A 19,553-nucleotide genomic window follows, 5' to 3' on the forward strand; every position below is an offset into this window, starting at 1 on the left:
TTCGCGCCACTTTTTTCCAAACACGACCAATGGCCACGGCTTGTCCGCAATGTCATAAAGGGTATCACAGAGTCTCAGGTACCCGTCCAAGGTAGTACGTACCGTCTCCACCTTGACGCGCTGCACCCGTTTCGAACTGAATGGACAGCCTTACCGCCTGCCCACAGTGTCGAATTCGGTTTTGGCCTTCATTCATTACAGCTAACACCTCCACTCATTCCGGCTACTCCACCCCTCTGTGCTTTCTGAAGTACAGCGGAGAGACAAGCCGACGTGAGTCTCGCCAATTAAACAAACTAACCGCCGGAGAAAGGTTCATATATATGGACCTCAACAAGATTCAACTAATCGGCCGCCTGTCGGTCGACCCCGAGCGCGGGGTAAGCGAGAAAGACGTGCCAAACACCGTCTTTACCCTGCAGACCGAGCGGGTCTGGAAGGATAAGGCGACGGGCGAAACCAAGCGCGCGGTCGACAACCACCGCGTGTTCGCGGTCGGACGACTCGCCGAAGTCATCCTGAAGTACTTAAAGAAAGGCGACCGGGTGTATGTCGACGGTACGCTCCGTTCTGCTGAAGCGTCGCAGAAGAATGGTCTGGTTGCCCAGAACCTCATCATGCTGGGCGGGCCGAAGCGGGAGCCGAAGAACGACGATATCGTAGTCGAGGAAATCGACACGGACAAGGGAGCGGGGGTTTAACCCCCTCTCCTTTTTTTGTGCGAAGGTGAAGGGAGGGTGCTCCCACCCTCTGACAGCTTCATGATATGTGGAAAGGTCACAGAGTCGTCTTGTCCGCAGTGCCATAAAGGGTATCACAGAGTCTCAAGTACCCGTCCAAGGTAGTACGTACCGTCTCCACCTTGACGGGCAGCGCATCGGGCGTACACTGATGGACAGCTACCTCACCTGCCCACAGTCTATCCCGGCTTGGCATGCGCTCGTAATGATATTTCACTTCGCTCCTGCTACTCCACCCCTCTGTGGTCTCTGAAGGTTCGCGGAGAGACAAGCCGACGCAAGTCTCTCACTAATATCAATCAATCGTCGGAGAAGGATTCAATATATGAATCAAGAAGATCGTAATACATTCGGAACGGTAATTTCCGATCCACGGAAACCCGAGGATGGTGATAAAACCCGCTATGTCGCTTTTCGTGTCGAAAAGGACAAGAAGAGCAGCAACGGTTCCCGCCAAACCAAACTGGTAATCGCCCTCGGGCAAAGTGCTACCGATGTCGAGACGTACTTCAAGAAGGGTAGCAAGTATGGAATTGATCCATCGGTGAAACCCCTGAATGCAAAAGTATACAGCGACACTGATCCAAACTTAGAGTCGTGTCTTGAATACTGTGTGATTGTGATTGACGAACCGCAATCAGGCGACGCTGAACCCGCGGAGAAAGGAGAGGGGTAACCCCCTCCTTTTTTTGTGCTCAAGGTGAAGAGGCGTGCTCCTACCCTCATGTCTTTTTTGTCCACAGCTAATTGCCTATGTCGGCAATTGAGCGATTCCACCGGTCGGATAGACTGAACGATGCTATTAACCATCGTTCCTTAACAATCCAAACACCGGAGGACAGTATGACTGTCAATTTGTACGAGGCTCACCAGCAATGGGCGTCACGACCAGCCGACGAACGCTTTTCGTCGCTGGAAGATCTTGCCGCTCACGTTCGCGCCAGGCGCGACGGTTCGCGGGAGGAGGTCGTCAATGTCCGAGACCTGCACGTCGCTGTAGAGGGCGAGCACGGCATGGGCCTGAATCACCATCACCCGACCGCCCTGTTTACCCATTGGGCGTTCGGGCAATTGTGTACCACCATCGTGGCACCAGCTCGTTATCTCCGTACCCTTCCAGCTGAACTTGCTGGCGATTGCTTAAGGCAAGGGTTATCCAGGTCAACCGAGAAGTGCAGGATACTCTACCGCAATTTCGAGGAAGGCTTTGCCGGAAACGGCATGCTTCAAACAGCGGCGTTGACCGGGCCCTCCTATGGCAGAATCTGGGACAGCGAAGTGATCGCCGCCTTACAAAAAGCCGTATCCGGCTCAAGCTGGCACGTGCCAGAGAGTAAACATGACTTGCCGAGCGGACTCTACGCTTCTGATCGGGACATGTTTGCCTTTATGGTGAGCGACGAACCTCCGATAGAAGTCGGTAACGCCAAACTCGGAAGAGGATTCTTTATTTGGAATTCGGAGACCGGCGCTTCGACATTCGGTCTGACCACGTTCCTATACAACTATGTGTGTGGCAATCACATTGTTTGGGGAGCGGAGGAAATCAACGAACTGCGCATTGTGCACCGCGAGAAAGCACCTGATCGATACTATCGCGAAGCAGTCCCGTTCTTGAATCGGTTTGTCGAAAGCCGTTCACTGACAGATTCTGTCAGTGAAACGGTGTATCGGGCTATGCGCGAGAGGATTGGAGTTTCCGTCGAGGACGTGCTCAAATGGTTTGCTCAAAAGCCCTTCTCCAAACGAGAAATCACCGAGGCGTTCACCATCGGACAGTCGGAAGGCGACGATCCGACAACGCTTTGGGGGATAGTGCAGGGATTAACCGCCTATGCCCGCCACTTCAAACACATCGACTCAAGAGTGGACCTTGAGCGACGTACTGGGAGCCTCTTGGCGCTGTAGGATGGACCGATTTCCTGTAATCTGGAGCCCGATACTCAATGTCGGGCTCTTTGTCTTTATCATTGTCTATAGGGGCCGAAAGCTTTACTTTAGGGACTGAATTGAAGTATGCTTTAAAAATCAGGCTCCGATTACGGGGGACAATTTCTTGACATTAAAAACCTTTAGAATCATCACATTTCCAGCGTACATTGATCTGCAGAAACAAACGCGGTAATAGATTCCTATGGCAATTAGAAAATCACAACTCTATAGCGCGATATGGCAAGGCTGCGATGAACTGCGCGGCGGCATGGACGCGTCTCAATACAAGGATTACGTTCTTGTCCTTTTGTTCGTGCGATACGTATCGGACAAGTACGCCGGTAACAAGGACGCCGTCGTAGAGATTCCTGCAGGCGGTAGTTTCGCGGACCTCATTAAGCTCAAAGGCAAGCCGAACATTGGCGAGGGGATCAATAAAGTCCTAAGCAAACTGGCCGAGGCGAACAACCTGCAAGGCGTTATCAACGCGGTTGACTTCAATGACGAGGATAAGCTCGGCAAAGGGAAGGACATGCAGGACCGCCTGTCCAATCTCATTGCTATATTCGAGAATCCTGACCTCGACTTCAGTACGAACCGGGCCGAGGGCGACGACCTTTTAGGTGACGCCTATGAATACCTGATGAAGAATTTCGCTGTCGAGTCCGGCAAGAGCAAAGGTCAGTTTTACACTCCGGCGGAAGTTTCACGCATCATAGCTAAAGTCATTGAGGCTAATCGTGCCACCGGTAAGAGACAGACAGTCTACGATCCGACGTGCGGAAGCGGTTCCTTGCTTCTGAAGGTTGCGGCTGAGGCTCCAAAGGGAATTGCCATCTATGGTCAGGAGTTGGATAACGCGACGGCGGGTCTGGCGATTCTGAACATGTGGCTGCACAACGAACCGACTGCCGAGATCAAGAAAGGGCAGAGCACTCTTTCGACGCCACTTTTCACCGACCACAACGAGCTGAAAACCTTTGACTGGGTTGTCGCCAATCCGCCCTTTTCATACAAAGCATGGCGCAACGGATTCAATCCGGAGGCCGACGACTTTGGCCGTTTCGACGGATTTGGCGTTCCGCCAAAGAAGAATGGTGATTTTGCGTTCTTGCTTCATATACTCAAGAGCCTCAAGAGCACGGGCACCGGTGCGGTGATTCTGCCGCATGGCGTACTCTTCCGAGGTAACACCGAAGCCGACATCCGAACCAACATCGTGAAGCGGGGATACATCAAAGGCATAATCGGATTGCCACCTAACCTCTTTTACGGCACCGGTATTCCGGCCTGCATTATCGTCCTCGATAAGAAAGACGCGGCCAATCGTAAAGGTATTTTCATGATTGACGCGTCGAAAGGGTACGTCAAAGACGGGAACAAGAACCGACTCAGAGAGCAGGATATCAGGAAGATCGTCGACACCTGGGACGGCAAACTGGAAATTCCGAAGTTCTCCCGGTTTGTTCCGAACGAAGAGATTGCCGAGAAGAACCAATACAATCTCAATCTACCGCGCTACATCGACACCCAGGAGCCGGAAGACATTCAAGATATAGAGGCCCACTTGAAAGGGGGCATTCCGGAAGCCGATATCGAAATGCTGAGCGCCTTTTGGGAAGTGTGCCCTGGGCTTCGTAAGGCGCTGTTCAAATCGTCCGACCGAAAGGGCTATGATCAGTTGGCGATTGAACCGGGTGATGTTCGAAAAACGATTTTGGATAACCAAGAGTATCACGCTTTTCGAGCACAGGTGGATAAGATCTTTGGTAGTTGGCGCGAACAGATTGTCCCCGGTCTCAAGGGCATTTCCACTAAGGATCACCCCAAGGCGATAATCCAATCTGTCTCTGACAAGCTGCTCGCGCACTGCACGAAACTGCATTTGATAGACAAGTACGACATTTACCAGCATCTTATGAACTATTGGGATGAAGTGATGCAAGACGACGCCTACATTCTCACGACCGAGGGCTGGAAAGCTGGCAACGTCGTCACTCGATTGCAGCGAGAAGGCAAGGGAAAGAAGAAGGACATAGAAGGTCTGCCCGGACTTGAGGGCCGTCTCATTCCCGTTTCGCTTATGATAGGGACCTATTTCAGCAATGAGCAGGCTGAGCTTGACGAGCTATCTGTACGATTGGAGCAGATAGCTGCGGAAATGGACGAACTCAAGGATGAGCATGGCGGCGAAGAGGGCTTACTTACTGAGGTCATTGACAACGATAAGATATCCAAAGGGGCAGTTCAGAAAAGGATCAAGGAAATCAAAGACGACAGCGACTTCGCTGATGAACTGAAGGTTCTGGAAGCGTACTTCGCGAACTTCGAGAGTGAGGCGGAAACCAAGAAACTCATTAAGGATCGTGAAAAGGCACTTGAGGCCAAGATTCTGGCGAAGTACCCAAAGCTGACACTTGATGAAGTGAAGACGCTTGTCGTCGACCGCAAGTGGATGGATTCGTTGCAAGGCATGATTCTAGGGCAGGTAGAGCGCTTGGCGCAATCACTTGCGAGTCGAGTTCAGCAGTTGGCTGAGCGATATGCCGAGCCTCTGCCGGCATTAACGAAGTCAGTTGAAGCACTCACTTTGACGGTGAATGGTCATCTGACAAGAATGGGTTTCAATAAATAACGTGGACGTCATGTCGACAAGGGTAACCGTAGAGAACGAATCATCACTCAAGACTACTGAGGTAGGTGCCATACCCCGGGATTGGGATCTAGTCTCATTCGATGACGCCTTCGAGTTTCTTCGCACAGCCTCATACTCGCGAGAGCAGCTGGGCGCAAATGGTGATTACCAATACATTCACTACGGGGACATCCATACGAAGTGGTCATTTTTTGTTGATATGTCAAAGGCTCGCACTCCAACTGTCGATCGCGGGCAAGCGGGGAATTATAGTCAGATAAAGGAAGGCGATCTTATCCTTGCCGATGCCTCTGAAGATTATGCGGGTGTTGCTAAGAGCGTGGAAGTTATTAATCTCGGTGAAAAGAAGGCCATTGCGGGCCTCCACACCTTCCTCCTGCGAGACAAGGGCAACAACTTCGTTGACGGTTTCAAAGGATATATTACTTCGAGTCCGCTTGTCAAACCTAGCTTGGACCGCTACGCCACAGGCTTAAAAGTCTTTGGCATATCTAAGAACAACTTGAAACTGGTACCGATTCCAAAGCCACCATCGGAACAGCAGAAAGCCATTGTTAAGGCGCTCAGAGATACAGACGCCTTGATAGAAAGCCTCGAGAAGCTCATCGCCAAGAAGCGAGCAATCAAGCAGGGCGTGATGCAGGAGCTACTGACCGGCAAGCGGCGGCTGCCGGGGTTTACTAAGGCGTGGACCAGAGAAAGAATAGGAGATTGTACTCAAATCGTCAGCGGTGGCACCCCGCGCACAGATAGAAACCAGTATTGGAACGGTGGCATTAAGTGGTGTACACCTACCGACATTACTGGCACTTTTGGGAAATACCTTCATGATACTCAGCGATCAATTTCACAGGCGGGTCTCAAAAGCTGTGCCGCTCGCCTTTTACCTGCTGGCACTCTGCTGTTATGCAGTCGTGCGACCATAGGTGAAGTCAGGATAGCTACGGATCAAATCTGTACCAATCAGGGATTCAAATCACTTGTCTGTAGCGATCGAATTGACAACGAGTTTCTTTATTACCTCCTATTGACGCTCAAGCAGAAGATGATTGAGAAGGCGATTGGTTCAACATTTCTTGAAATTGGGAAACGGGAACTGGCTGCGCTTGAAATACCTTATCCGCCCATAGAGGAGCAGAGAGCGATTGCAATGGTCCTTTGCGAATTAGATACCGAATTGGAGTTACAGCAGAGCAGACTGCAAAAGTTGACCCAGGTTAAGCAAGGCATGATGCAATCTCTCCTAACTGGTAAGATAAGACTAACAGTGTGACTACTATGACAAAAGAAGCGACCCCCAAAGTTGGCCAAATCGAACGCAAGACCCAAGACCGTCTTGTGGCGTTGATTCGTGACCGTCTGAATTACGACTACCTTGGCAACTGGGAAGACCGTGAAGATAATAGCAATGTCGAGGAGCTACTTCTTCACTCGTACCTGATTCGGTCCGGATATAGTGACACACTCGTATTCAAAGCCGTTGAGGAGCTGAAGAAATGTACAGGTCGATCGAACATCAGCCTATACGACCTTAACCGTGAGACGTACGGTCTGTTGAGGTACGGGGTGAAAGTCAAGGAAGGTCACGGCGAACACTATAAGACTATTTGGCTCATCGACTGGGAACACCCCGAGAAAAATGACTTCGCTTTCGCAGAAGAGGTTACGGTCAAAGGGAATCGGACCAAACGCCCGGATATCGTGCTTTATGTAAACGGAATTGCCTTAGGCGTGATCGAGTTGAAACGGAGTATCGTATCGGTTGCCGAGGGAATCCGCCAGAACATCGGTAATCAAAAGGACGCTTTCATCAAGCCTTTCTTCGCAACCGTTCAACTGCTCATGGCCGGAAACGATACCGAAGGACTTCGATTCGGCACTACCGAGACGAAAGAGGACTGCTACCTCACTTGGAGTACAAAGGAGCCGGGATATGAGAAAGACAATCGGCTTGATCGCCATGTTTTGCAAATGTGCGAAAAGAAGAGGTTCCTCGAGATCGTTCACGACTTCATTGCCTTCGACAGCGGCATTAAGAAGACCTGTCGGCACAACCAGTACTTTGGAGTCAAAGTAGCGCAGGAATTCGTGCAACAGCACAAGGGCGGAATAATCTGGCATACCCAGGGCTCAGGTAAGAGCCTGACCATGATCTGGCTCGCTAAGTGGATTAAAGAACACATGCACGATCCACGCGTACTTGTTCTGACCGACCGAAAAGAGCTTGACGAGCAGATCGAGCGGTTTTTCATGGGCGTAGATGAGAAGATCTATCGCGCGAAGAGCGCAAGGGATTTGATAGGGCAACTCAATATCAAGAATGAGTGGCTGCTCTGTTCGCTAGTGCACAAATTCGGCCGTACCGGAGCCACCGGTGAGACCGACGTGGATGGATACATCGCCGACCTCAAGAAGAATCTGCCAAAAGACTTTTCGGCCAAAGGCGATCTTTTCGTGTTCGTCGATGAGTGTCACCGTACGCATACCGGCAAGCTTCACGAAGCGATGAGAGAGCTCCTCCCCAACGCTACATTCATCGGTTTCACTGGCACGCCGCTTCTCAAAATTGACAAGTCGAACAGCATTGGCGTTTGGGGCCCATACATCCACACCTACAAATACGACGAGGCAGTGGCCGACAAGGTTGTGCTCGACTTACGATACGAAGCTCGACGCGTAGACCAAGACATCACGTCACAGGAGAAAATCGACCAGTGGTTCGAGGAACGAACCAAGGGGCTCACCGACGTAGCCAAGGCGGAACTGAAGAAGCGGTGGGGGACGATGCAATCCCTGTTGTCTTCCAAGTCACGCTTGGAAAAAGTAGTCTTCGATATTCTCGATGACTTCTACAAAAAAGAACGTCTCGCCAGCGGCCGCGGCAACGCCATGCTGGTAGCGAGCAGCATTTATGAAGCCTGCCAGTACTACGAGATATTCCAGGCTCAGGGATTTACCAAGTGCGCCATCGTCACGTCATACGAGCCTGGCGCGATTCAGTCCGAAGACCGCGAGTACGCCATCTACCAGAAGATGCTGGGTGGCAAGGCCACCGAAGAGTTCGAGAAGGAAGCCAAGAAGAAGTTCATCGAAACACCAGGACAGATGCAACTTCTCATTGTCGTGGACAAACTCCTGACTGGTTTTGACGCACCGCCTGCGTCCTATCTGTATGTCGATAAGAACATGCAGGATCACGGCCTATTCCAGGCGATTTGCCGAGTCAATCGGCTCGACGGTGAGGACAAAGAGTACGGCTACATCGTCGACTACAGGGATCTTTTCAAAAAGCTTGAACAAGCGGTCACCGACTATACTGCCGGAGCATTCGAAGGCTTTGATCAAGAGGATGTTCTTGGGCTACTCAAGGACAGGTTAGAAGAAGGTCGCAAAGATCTCGAGGAAGCTCTAGAGGTCGTAAGAGCTCTTTGTGAACCAGTTGCGCCGCCCAAAGATTCTGGAGCCTACATTCGCTACTTCTGTGGAGACGTTGAAAATCCATACGCCCTGAAGGAAAACGAAATCAAGCGGGTCAAGCTCTACCGTTCCGTCAGCCATCTACTTCGAATGTATGCCGATCTCGCCAACGATATGGAGAAGGTCGGATTCTCCAGAGCGCAAGCCGAAGCGATCGGCAATGAGGTAAAGCACTACGAACAGGTCCGGATGGAAGTCAAGCTTGCAAGCGGAGACTACATCGACCTGAAGAAGTACGAGCCGGCCATGCGGACTCTTATCGACAGGTACATTTCGGCAAAAGAAAGCGAAAGGCTATCCGCGTTTGATGACATGACCCTCGTGGATTTGATCGTCAAAAAGGGCAAAGATGCCATCGACGACCTACCGGAGTCGGTGAAAAAGAACCAAGAAGCTACCGCTGAGACAATCGAAAACAACGTCCGCAAGCTGATCATCGACGAAACGCCTACGAATCCGAAGTACTTTCTCCGCATGTCGGAGCTCCTCGATACCTTAGTGAAGCAGCGGAAACGGGCTGATATCGAGTACAAGGAGTACCTGGCCAAGATTGTCGAGCTTACTAAGCAGGTCAAGCACCCGGAACAGTCGCGTCATTATCCTTCGCGGGTTGATACACGAGCCAGACAGGCACTCTATGATAATCTCGGACAGGACGAGGGTAAAGCTGTTGCCCTGGACGAGGCAATTGTAGGCGCACTGGAAGACAACTGGCGTGGTCACATGCAGAAGGAACGTCGGGTGAGGAACGCAATTAAGGGCGCGATGCCGGGGATATCGGAGGACGAGCTCAAGTCCTTATTTGAGCTCGTAAAGAATCAACATGAGTACTAATTCTTACATGCTCAAGGTCGGATTGGTGGAGGCGCTGATTGTCAGGAAGGCGATCAAGAACGTCCACCTGTCTGTTTTGCCGCCAGAGGGTAAGGTTCGAGTCACCGCACCAGTTGCGATGAACGATGACGCTATCCGCATATTGCTGGCTACCAGGCTGGGCTGGATAAATCGTCAACAAACGAAATTCCGCAATCAGCAACGACAGACTCCGCGAGAATACGTATCCGGTGAAAGTCACTACCTATTCGGCAGGCGGTACCGCTTAGAAGTCCGATACGAGGAAGCTCCACCCCGCGTTGAAGCGAAGGCCAACGGAAAACTGTTCCTATATGTCAGACCGAACGCTTCTCAGGGGAAGCGCCACGAGGTGATAACCGAATGGTACCGTACCGAGCTTCACCAGCTACTTGAAGACTTGATACCGAGATGGCAAGACAAAATCGGTGTTCGACCATCTGTATGGGCTATCAAGCGCATGAGGACCCGGTGGGGCACCTGCAATAAGGACAAAAAGCGGATTCTTCTAAACCTTGAGCTAGTCAAGAAGCCGGTCTCCTGCATTGAGTATGTTGTGGTTCATGAACTGATCCACTTGATTGAGAAGAAGCACAATAATCGATTCGTCCAGTTGCTGACGAGGCATCTGCCGAAATGGAAGAGCCAAAAGCAGGAACTGAATCGCTTCATATTGTCGCATGAGGAGTGGAGATATTAGCAAATAGGGAATATCATACTCATGAAGTGGATAACTGCATCAGACATCACCAACTGGGCAAACACACAACAGCGGCAGTGTTCTCAGACCTTGCCGGAGTTAGTACGTCGCCTGATTTTTGCTATCACTTCCGATATTCGAACGATTGAATTCCCGAGTGGAGACAGTGTATCCACCAGAGGTTGGGATGGCCGACTCGATGCACCCGTAGCTGTCCCGTTTTTTCCGCAAGGCGTGTCGGGGTGGGAAATTGGCTCTGATAAATCGGCCAAGAAAAAGGCCGATGGAGACTTTGCCAAACGGATTGCTGAGCCTGACGGGCTTATTCCCGCTGATACCACTTTTGTCTTCGTTACTCCGAGGTCGTTTCCGAGCCGCGCGAAATGGCAATCTGATAATCAAGCAAAGGGACACTGGAAGGCGGTGCGAGTTGTTGCGGCAGACGGGATTGAACAGTGGTTGGATTCTGCGCCGGCGGTAGCGCTATGGTTGGCGAGAACAATTGGCAAAGCAACCGGAGATAGACTCCGAGACATCGAAGAGTGTTGGGATGAATGGTCCTATTCGACTTCACCTCCCATGAGTATCCCGTTGGTAATTGCAGGACGCACAAATGAACAGGATAGAATTCACAAGTGGCTATCGGAAACACCCGATAGGCTTGAAGTTCAAGGTGATTCTCCAGCTGAAGCGCGTGCCTTTCTGTATGCTGCAATCTGCGGCTTGCCGGAGAGCGAACGTTCGCGAGTGCTCTCAAGATGCATAGTGATTGATAATTTAACGGATCTCCGTAATTGTATAAGAACGTTTCTCAATCCGTTGGTTATTGTCACTACTTCTGATTGCAGTGAGGCGGTTGGCCTCGCTATCAACAAGGGACACCATGTCTTTGTCTGTGTGGATGCAAGTGTGATAGATATCGCTCGAATTTTACGTCTTTCCCGTCCGAAAAGGTCAGCAGTAGCTGCCACCCTGCAAGAATTGGGCTTGTCGCCAGCTAACGCCCAACAACTCGCGCGGGATTTCGGGCGAAGCATCCCGGTACTCCGCCGCCACTTAGCCGTATCGGGTGCTGCCCGGCGGCCACCGTGGTCAGAAGCCGACCAGGCACGGTCTCTCATGCCATTGATGCTACTTGGTTCAATTTCTGAAAGTACAGACGGGGACAAACAAATTGCTGAGATAGTCTCCGGGTTCTCATTCACTGTTTATGCCGAACGGCTTAATGAGCTTAGAGTATTCGAGGATAGCCCTGTAGTAAAAATTGGAGAAGTATGGACACTCAAATCGCCGCTCGACTCTTGGTTTTTGATCGCGGGACAATTGACCGCAGATATTCTCACCGCATTTTCGAGTGCGAGCACGCAAGCGTTAGAAGAACTGCATCCGAAGTATGAGCTATCACCCGACGAACGGTGGATGGCAGCTTTTCATTCCAAGATTAGGCAATATTCCCCGCATTTGCGAATGGGTCTTGCCGAAACTCTGGTCCGTATGTCGGTCTTCGGTGATAAAGCACCGATCGCGCTATCCGCTCCTCAAGTCGCACAGCAGGCGGTGCGAAATATCTTGTCAGCAACAACCAGTTGGCAGGGGTGGGCTTCAATACAGGACATTACTCCGCTGCTAGCCGAGGCCGCACCCGTAACATTTCTCGAAGCTGTGGAACAAGTTATTGCCACCCATCCTGAAATCGTTACAGAATTGTTCAAAGATGAGGGTCAATCGCTCTTTGGGGAGTGTAAGCATGCTGGCCTGCTGTGGGCACTTGAGTCTATCGCCTGGGACCCACAGTACTTTGAGCGCGTCGTTGCTTTATTAGTCGACTTGGCGAAGTTAGACCCAGGTGGACAGTGGGTAAATAGGCCCCTGAACAGCCTCAAGGATTTGTTCTTACCCCAATACCCACAGACTCACGCGGGCCCGACGGCGCGGTTATCGGCGTTCGAAACCCTCATACAAAGAGACGCTCAGCTAGCCTGGCAGATCGCATACAGTTACTTCGATCGCGGAATCATTAGTGCCTCGCATCAATATCAATGGCGTGATGCCGGAGGCGAGCGCCGAGGGTTGGAACCGGAGTCCAATGAGAACTATGCTGCCTACCTGACGGGATTATGGCCTAAAGCGAAGGCACTGGCGGCGATGCCAATAAATGTAATACAGGCACTAGACGACTTTACAAGACTTCCACCGGACTTTCGTGAACAGGTTGCGTCCGTTCTGTTGTCAATGAATGCCGAAGAACTGTCTTTGGATGATCGACTTCGGTTATTAGAAAAGGTGCGAGAAGCTTTGAACTGGATTAACAGCTATGGTAAGGAGGAGTATCAAGAGTCAATACCGAAACTAAAGGAGATACTACAGCGCTTTGAGCCAGATGACGTTATTGAACGTGTCGGCTGGCTATTGAAGTCGCCTTGGCCACGTCTTCCCGAAGGAACAACTAAAGATTACGACGCTGACGAAGAGCACGTTGCAGCGTTGCAACAGCAGGCCGCGCGTGAGTTACTCGACAGTATTGATATTGAAGCTATTCTCAGCTTTGCCAAGACGACAGAATACACTGGCGTTGTGGGTACTGCTATAGGGAGAGCGATAAAAGATGACGAAGAAGACCAGCGAGTGCTAAGCCAGCTTATCAAGGGAGCTTTGCCAACCCAGGCTCGCGAAGTAACAGGATATGCCGCGCAACGAATACGCATCGCCGGAATACATTGGATCGACCGGCAAATAGCGTACCTGAAAACTGTTGGCGTAGCAACACCGGAGGTCATTGCATTAATGCTCTTGGGACTACCCGAGCAAGCTTCGACGTGGGAAAAGGTCGCAGCGTTTGGGATTGAGGTAGAGAAAGCTTACTGGGGACTAGCGACAGGGCGTTCGCGTTCAGATCGACTCTCAGATGCTGCTTTGGCAGTAACGAAGCTGTTGAATGCTCATCGACCGGATGCTGCGCTTGAGATTGCTGGGGATCCCAAGTTATCTTTGCCCAGTGCATTACTGAAGCGCCTATTGCTCGAGCTGTTGGAGCACAGCAAGTCTGCAACACAACCTCGTCACGATGCGATGCTGCCTTTTCACTTGGGATATGTATTCAGGCAGATTCACGAGCGCGATGAGTTGCCGCTGGGAGAGATTGTAGCCCTGGAATGGCCCTATGCCTCATTGTTCGATGATTTCAAACAGTATTTGTCTAAGCCCTTGGCCATCCACCGACTATTACAGCGCGACCCTGGTCAGTTTGCCGATTTCGTCGCGCTCATGTACAAACGCGATGACAGAATCCGAACAGATGAAGAGCCGCTTGACCAAAAAGCCATGCAAATCGCCAGAAACGCGCGTGAGGTCGTATCATCCTGGCGGCTTATGCCGGGTCTGAGTTCTGACGGCGGTATTGATGAAGGCGAGCTTCGTGCTTGGGTTCTCGCCGTGCGCGACAAGTGCAGATCTCTGAAGACAGTAACTGGCTGCGATATTGAACTAGGCACCATGTTAGCGCACGCCCCTCGCGATAGCGATGGAAATTGGCCTCATACGGCTGTCAGAAACATCATCGAACTACTGGCAAATCAGACTATTGATCGGCATATCGAAACAGAGCTGTTCAATAGTCGCGGCACAACGGTGCGTAGCCCAGGAGAAGGTGGCAGGCTGGAGAGAGAGCTCGCGCTAACCTATCGCCGGATGAGCGACGCGCTGAAAGAGAAGTGGCCAAGAACCGCTCAAATCTTGCGCTCCATGGCTAGCACCTACGAGCATCAGGCGGGTCGGGAAGATATTGATGCGCAACTGAACGACTTCAGTTGACAATTTGTACAGGATGACATTCGTCTTTTGCTTGTGCCGGTGCTATAATCAACGCGTATGCCCAACGGCGGCGGACAAATCGACCTGAAACACTGGCTCCAAGAACATCGGGAAATCTCCGATGAGGATTTTCGGTTCCTGATTGGGCATTCTCTCAGCCATCTTCGCATTCCTTTGACCGGAGTCCTGGGCTATCTGACGATGCTCGTCGAAGGGGACTTCAAGGCGCGAGAATTCTCCACAATTCACAAGTCGCTCAAAGAAACAGTACAGGAAGCCCTCGATACGCTAAGTGATGTTATGAAATTGAGGATTGCCTACGCGCGACAATTTGCACCGAAGACCAAGCAAAACAGCGCAAAGAAAGGACTAAAAAGAGTACTGCATTTCGAAGACGATAAGATGCTCACAAAGATATACCGAGTACGATTCGAACTGGATGGACTGCAGTACGAACCGCGAGAAACTCCCGCGCCCGATCCAGTAGCTTTAGTGAAAAGCGTTAAACCCGACCTCATCCTCATGAGTGTCATTATGCCAGAAATGGATGGGTTTAGCGCGACCAGATTACTGAAGGGCGATCCGGAGACGCGAAACATTCCTTTATTATTCCTGACAAATCTCGGACAAAAGGAAGATATCATTAAGGGAATGAGCCTTGACGCGGTCGATTACTTGGTCTCTGCGCATTACACTCCCTGGCAGGTCGTCGACCGAGTGCGAGAGGTGTTGAAACTACCCAGACTCAAAAGAGATGAAAAGCTCTATCCGCCATTACCGACTCAGGGTAGTCGGGTGCCAAGGTACCAGGACATTCCGAAGGATGAAACGATTAACCGTGCGGCATAGTGGCTCATTGTCGGAAGTTAACCACAGAGTCTGACCACTCTGATTCAATGCGAGTGTTTTGGTCAACATGCTAGAATATTCTCATCGACGTTGAGACTTTGCAATTACTTGGGTTTTTCTGGATAAGCGGGTTATCGGAGGCCATTCGACTCAGAGTACAATTTCATTGACTATTATCACTTTCAGACTATGGCACTCATTAAGTGCAGTGAATGCGGAAAAGATATTTCGGACCAGGCAGAGGCTTGTCCGCACTGTGGCAATCCTCTACGGCCCATTGTCGTACAGGCTACCAGCAAGCGTTGGAAACTTGCAAAACTAATTGCATGGATCAGCATATTGGTGGGGATATATCTCTTCTTGCGAGGCTATGGCCTCGACGAGTGGAGTAGTCCAATGACCGGCTTTGGTTTCACGTTAGCATTTGTTGGTTTTGTAGCGCTCATGGTGGCCAAATTTGGAAGCTGGTGGAACCACAAATAGCGGTATCATTTCGACAGGTGATCACGCTAGAACGGGATTGTCTTCTATTGCAGTTCTAACATCATTCACCAGACGGACGGGGACAGGAAACGTGCACATCGGGAACTGCCTTTACAGAGACCCTGATTTGTGGTATTCTGTTGACTAATTGCCCTCATTTTAGCCAAAAACTGTCAGGGTGTTCGATGAAAAAGGTGCGAACGTCTGACACCAGGCCCCACCATTGGGTGCGTAGCTCAGTCCCGACGCGAAGCGGTCGGGATTCCGACTGAAACGTCGGAACTGGTTAGCCTTCAAAATCCCATAGGATATGTGAGAATAGAAGCCCATTTATTTGTAGGGGTGCGTAGCTCAGTCCCGACGCGAAGCGGTCGGGATTCCGACTGAAACGTCGGAACTGGTTAGCCTTCAAAATCCCATAGGATATGTGAGAATAGAAGCCCATTTATTTGTAGGGGTGCGTAGCTCAGCTCGTGAGGTCAGAGGTTCGATCCCTCTCGCGCCCACCACGCGTTCACAATTGCTTCGTCCTTCGTGTGACGAATCAAGTTCGTCCCACTCCGCACGTCAGCAATGTGCCCGCTTTTCCCCATCAAGCAGAGCTTGATGGGGGATCCCGAAGAAAGATTACTAAAAAATCCGTTACGGTATTATGAAAATTACCCCAGACAAAGAGACAATTGCCCGCGAACCGAAAGCAGAACAGGGCGTGCCAGACTACGCGAAATCACCGCGCGGTTTTTTGGTTGAGCTGATAAAAATCGTTTTGATCGCCGTGGTGATTATTATTCCGATCCGGTATTTTTTGTTTCAGCCGTTTTACGTCCGTGGCGCCTCCATGGAGCCGAATTTCCACGACAATGAATATCTCATCATTGATGAAATTACCTATCGTTTTACTGAGCCGCAGCGTGGAGAGATTGTGGTAGTTCGGGATCCAAAGAATCATGCTGAATTTTTGATTAAACGTATTATCGGTTTGCCGGGTGAGACCATTCAGGTGATCGAGGGCAATGTATACATTTACAATCAGGAAAATCCGGAGGGAAAAATATTATCTGAGCCATACTTATTTAGTCACATAGTTACGACGCATGATCAGCGGGTGGAGGTAGGCTCGGATGAATATTTCGTGATGGGGGACAACCGACCGGTTAGCCTGGATTCGCGGAGCTTTGGCCCTATTTTGAAAAAAAATATTGTGGGACGTGCCTGGCTTCGGGTGTGGCCGTTTGAAACTTTTACTCACTTTTCTGTGCCAAGTTATAGTACGCAATCACAATAATAAATTTATGAAACCTATGCCGCAAAAGAAATCAGAGAAAAGCAAAAAACCGTTGCAACTCCTGCGAGGGTTTAAGGATATATTGCCCGAGGAACAGCAATATTGGGATTATGTACGGACGACCGTTGAACGTTTGGCCCGTACGTTTAGCTTTGCTCGGATTGAATTACCATTGCTTGAGGATGCAAATTTATTTATCCGATCAGTTGGAAAAGAGACTGATATCGTGGAAAAAGAAATGTATGTCTTTGAGGACAAGTCCGGCGATACCGTAGCATTGCGACCGGAGGGGACGGCCGGCGTCGTTCGTGCGTATATCGAGCATGGCATGATTACTCGGCCCCAGCCAGTAAAAATGTATTATGTTGGCCCATTTTTCCGTCATGATCGGCCGCAAGCAGGACGTTATCGTCAGTTTAATCAGTTTGGATTTGAGGTGATTGGGGATGCGCATCCCGTGATTGACGCCCTCCTTATGATGATGGCGTATACTATATTTAATGATGTGGGCGTGCCGGTAACCCTGCAGGTAAATAGTCTCGGCTCTCCGGAGTGCCGCCGCAATTACGTGAAAGCGCTCCAGGAATACTTCAAAACCCGCAAGAATTCATTGCCTGAAGAAGATTTGAAACGGCTGCAAACAAACCCACTACGCTTATTGGATAGCAAAGAGCCGGACACACAAGTGCTCGTCGAGGGTGCGCCACAGATTGTTGATTTCCTTGACGACGAATCAAACAAGCATTTTATCAAAGTGCTGGAGCATTTGGATGAATTAGATATTCCCTATGTGTTGAATCCACGACTGGTGCGCGGTTTGGATTATTATTCTCGCACTGCGTTTGAGATTTGGCCGGTACCCTATGAAGAACCACCGCAACCAGAAGCGCCAGCGCCCGAGCCAGTCAAAGGTCATCATAAGCCAGAAGAAGAAAAACCAGTGGAAGAAAAATTAGAAAAGCTGGATAAACCGTCAGCGCAGAGCGCATTGGGCGGCGGCGGCCGGTATGATTATCTCGTGGAGCAGTTGGGCGGACAGCCGACGCCAGCCATGGGGTTTGCGTGCGGCATTGAGCGATTGATTTTGGAAATGAAGTTGCGCCATATCTCTCCGGGCAGCGTGGTGAGTCCGGATATTTTTCTGGCTCAGCTTGGCGATGAAGCGCGAAAGAAGGCGCTGAAAGTTTTCAATCAGTTGCGTGCAGCTGGCTTCCAAGTCGCTGAAAGTTTTTCTAAGAATGGTTTGAAATCCCAGATGGAGCAGGCAAATCGTTTGGGCGTCAAATATACGGTTATCATCGGTCAGAAGGAATTGATGGATGACACGATTTTGATTCGAGATATGGAGAGTGGCATTCAGGAAACATTTGATTTCGAGAAAATGATTCCCGAATTGACGAAGCGTCTGCGAAAGAATGGGACGAATGGTGCAGCGCCCATCATGCCCCCCGTTCCGCAGACCGACCTCAATCAGCCGAAACTTTTATGACCGAGCAGTGCATTTTTTGCAGTATCGTCCAGGACGCAAAGCCTGAGGTACTTATTTTCCGCGGGAAACACATCGTGGCATTCCACGATATTTCTCCAAAAGCGCGCGTGCATGTCTTGGTCGTGCCCAAGGTGCATCGTGAATCACTCAATGCAATTACGCCAGCTGACTCCGAAATGATCGCTGAATTATTTGGTTCCATTCCTACGATTGCCGAACAGCTCGGCATTCGTCACAGCGGCTACAAAGTCGCGATTAATACCGGGGCTGATGGCGGGCAGGTAGTACCGCATCTGCATATTCATGTGCTGGGCGGAGAGCCACTTTCAAGCTTGGTCTAATGATCAGAAAAGTACCAATTTGGGCTTTTTTCCGCTATTCAGAATAAATTGACAATACTCCATCTGGCGTGTTATAGTAACAACGATTTTTGAGAGTAAATTATTTGAACTAACTTTTAGAAAGGAAGGTGACATTTCAGTGGTTGAAGTAAAAAAACGAGAAGGCGAGTCTCCCGAAAGTCTGCTCCGGCGCTTTACTAAGCGCGTTCAATCATCCGGCGTTTTACTCCGGGCGAAGCAGGGGCGGTATTATGCTCCGAAGCGCAGCAAACTTGAGCTTAAAGATGCAGCCGCGCGCCGTCAATTGATTACCGAAAAGAAAGAATTTCTCCGCAAAGTTGGCAAGCTTGAAGAATTTATTGATCCGCGCCGACCGAATAAGCGCGGCACTATCAAAAAATTGCTCCAGGCAAAAATTCGCAGCAAATAATTTGTCATTCTCATGACCATTACTGAACGAATCGATGCTGACCTGAAGCAGGCCATGCTGAAGAAAGAGGCGAAGCGCCTCTCGGTATTGCGTATGCTTAAGAGCGCCATCCACAATCGCGCCATTGCCGATCGCGTCAAAGAATTATCAGACGATCAGGTGGCAAAAGTATTAAAAACAGAATCCAAGAAACGCAAAGATTCGATTGAGGCGTACACCACAGGCGGCCGGCGAGATTTAGCGCAACAGGAATCTGATGAAGTAGATATCATAAAAGAATATTTGCCCGCCGAACTTGACGAGTCTGCTGTTCAGGCAATCGTTGATACCGTGGTTGGGGAATTGGGGACTGGAGCGGCTTTTGGCGCCGTGATGAAAGAAGTGATGGCGCGCAGTGCTGGCCAGGCAGATGGCAAACTTGTTTCCTCGCTCGTCAAGAAAAAGATTGGTTCGTAGAGAACATTGTCCGCGTCCCGCGTACCATTAGTCTTCATGCTTAATTAATGGTT

15 protein-coding genes are annotated in these 19,553 nt (G+C 50.4%); all 15 read left to right on the forward strand.

Annotation, left to right across the window (positions count from 1 at the left end):
• Nucleotides 1–323: 323 nt before the first annotated feature.
• The 15 genes from HZC01_03520 (at nt 324) to HZC01_03590 (ending at nt 19,500) form a co-directional block, all read left to right on the forward strand.
• Complete coding sequence (locus tag HZC01_03520) at nt 324–701, forward strand: single-stranded DNA-binding protein (protein MBI5037741.1); 378 nt, start codon at nt 324–326, stop codon at nt 699–701.
• Between the two features lie 364 nt (nt 702–1,065).
• A complete protein-coding gene (locus tag HZC01_03525; GenBank protein ID MBI5037742.1) occupies nt 1,066–1,416 on the forward strand; it encodes a hypothetical protein in 351 nt (116 codons plus the stop codon).
• A 77-nt stretch (nt 1,417–1,493) separates the two neighbouring features.
• Nucleotides 1,494–2,648 (forward strand): hypothetical protein, encoded by a 1,155-nt coding sequence (locus tag HZC01_03530; GenBank protein ID MBI5037743.1) that lies wholly within the window; start codon nt 1,494–1,496, stop codon nt 2,646–2,648.
• 226 nt (nt 2,649–2,874) lie between these two features.
• Complete coding sequence (locus HZC01_03535) at nt 2,875–5,307, forward strand: type I restriction-modification system subunit M (GenBank protein ID MBI5037744.1); 2,433 nt, start codon at nt 2,875–2,877, stop codon at nt 5,305–5,307.
• A gap of 10 nt (nt 5,308–5,317) precedes the next feature.
• Complete coding sequence (locus HZC01_03540) at nt 5,318–6,601, forward strand: restriction endonuclease subunit S (GenBank protein MBI5037745.1); 1,284 nt, start codon at nt 5,318–5,320, stop codon at nt 6,599–6,601.
• A gap of 5 nt (nt 6,602–6,606) precedes the next feature.
• A complete protein-coding gene (locus tag HZC01_03545) occupies nt 6,607–9,639 on the forward strand; it encodes a type I restriction endonuclease subunit R (protein ID MBI5037746.1) in 3,033 nt (1,010 codons plus the stop codon).
• Nucleotides 9,629–10,357: a M48 family metallopeptidase gene (locus HZC01_03550; protein MBI5037747.1), complete on the forward strand. Its 729-nt coding sequence runs from the start codon at nt 9,629–9,631 to the stop codon at nt 10,355–10,357. The genes HZC01_03545 and HZC01_03550 overlap by 11 nt, the downstream gene beginning before the upstream one ends.
• Before the next feature lie 747 nt (nt 10,358–11,104).
• Complete coding sequence (locus tag HZC01_03555) at nt 11,105–14,167, forward strand: hypothetical protein (GenBank protein MBI5037748.1); 3,063 nt, start codon at nt 11,105–11,107, stop codon at nt 14,165–14,167.
• Between the two features lie 57 nt (nt 14,168–14,224).
• Nucleotides 14,225–15,016: a response regulator gene (locus HZC01_03560; protein ID MBI5037749.1), complete on the forward strand. Its 792-nt coding sequence runs from the start codon at nt 14,225–14,227 to the stop codon at nt 15,014–15,016.
• A gap of 189 nt (nt 15,017–15,205) precedes the next feature.
• A complete protein-coding gene (locus tag HZC01_03565) occupies nt 15,206–15,499 on the forward strand; it encodes a zinc-ribbon domain-containing protein (GenBank protein MBI5037750.1) in 294 nt (97 codons plus the stop codon).
• A 652-nt stretch (nt 15,500–16,151) separates the two neighbouring features.
• A complete protein-coding gene (lepB, locus tag HZC01_03570) occupies nt 16,152–16,784 on the forward strand; it encodes a signal peptidase I (protein MBI5037751.1) in 633 nt (210 codons plus the stop codon).
• Between the two features lie 16 nt (nt 16,785–16,800).
• Nucleotides 16,801–18,273: a histidine--tRNA ligase gene (locus HZC01_03575; GenBank protein MBI5037752.1), complete on the forward strand. Its 1,473-nt coding sequence runs from the start codon at nt 16,801–16,803 to the stop codon at nt 18,271–18,273.
• Nucleotides 18,270–18,614, forward strand: a complete 345-nt coding sequence (locus HZC01_03580; protein ID MBI5037753.1) for an HIT domain-containing protein — start codon at nt 18,270–18,272, stop codon at nt 18,612–18,614. The genes HZC01_03575 and HZC01_03580 overlap by 4 nt, the downstream gene beginning before the upstream one ends.
• A 139-nt stretch (nt 18,615–18,753) precedes the next feature.
• On the forward strand, nt 18,754–19,044 hold the full coding sequence (gene rpsU, locus HZC01_03585) for a 30S ribosomal protein S21 (GenBank protein MBI5037754.1): 291 nt from the start codon (nt 18,754–18,756) through the stop codon (nt 19,042–19,044).
• 12 nt (nt 19,045–19,056) lie between these two features.
• Complete coding sequence (locus HZC01_03590) at nt 19,057–19,500, forward strand: GatB/YqeY domain-containing protein (GenBank protein ID MBI5037755.1); 444 nt, start codon at nt 19,057–19,059, stop codon at nt 19,498–19,500.
• Nucleotides 19,501–19,553: the final 53 nt, after the last annotated feature.

It is taken from the genome of Candidatus Kerfeldbacteria bacterium (assembly GCA_016214565.1).
Lineage (GTDB): Bacteria > Patescibacteriota > Patescibacteriia > UBA10025 > JAHIVO01 > JAXDBW01.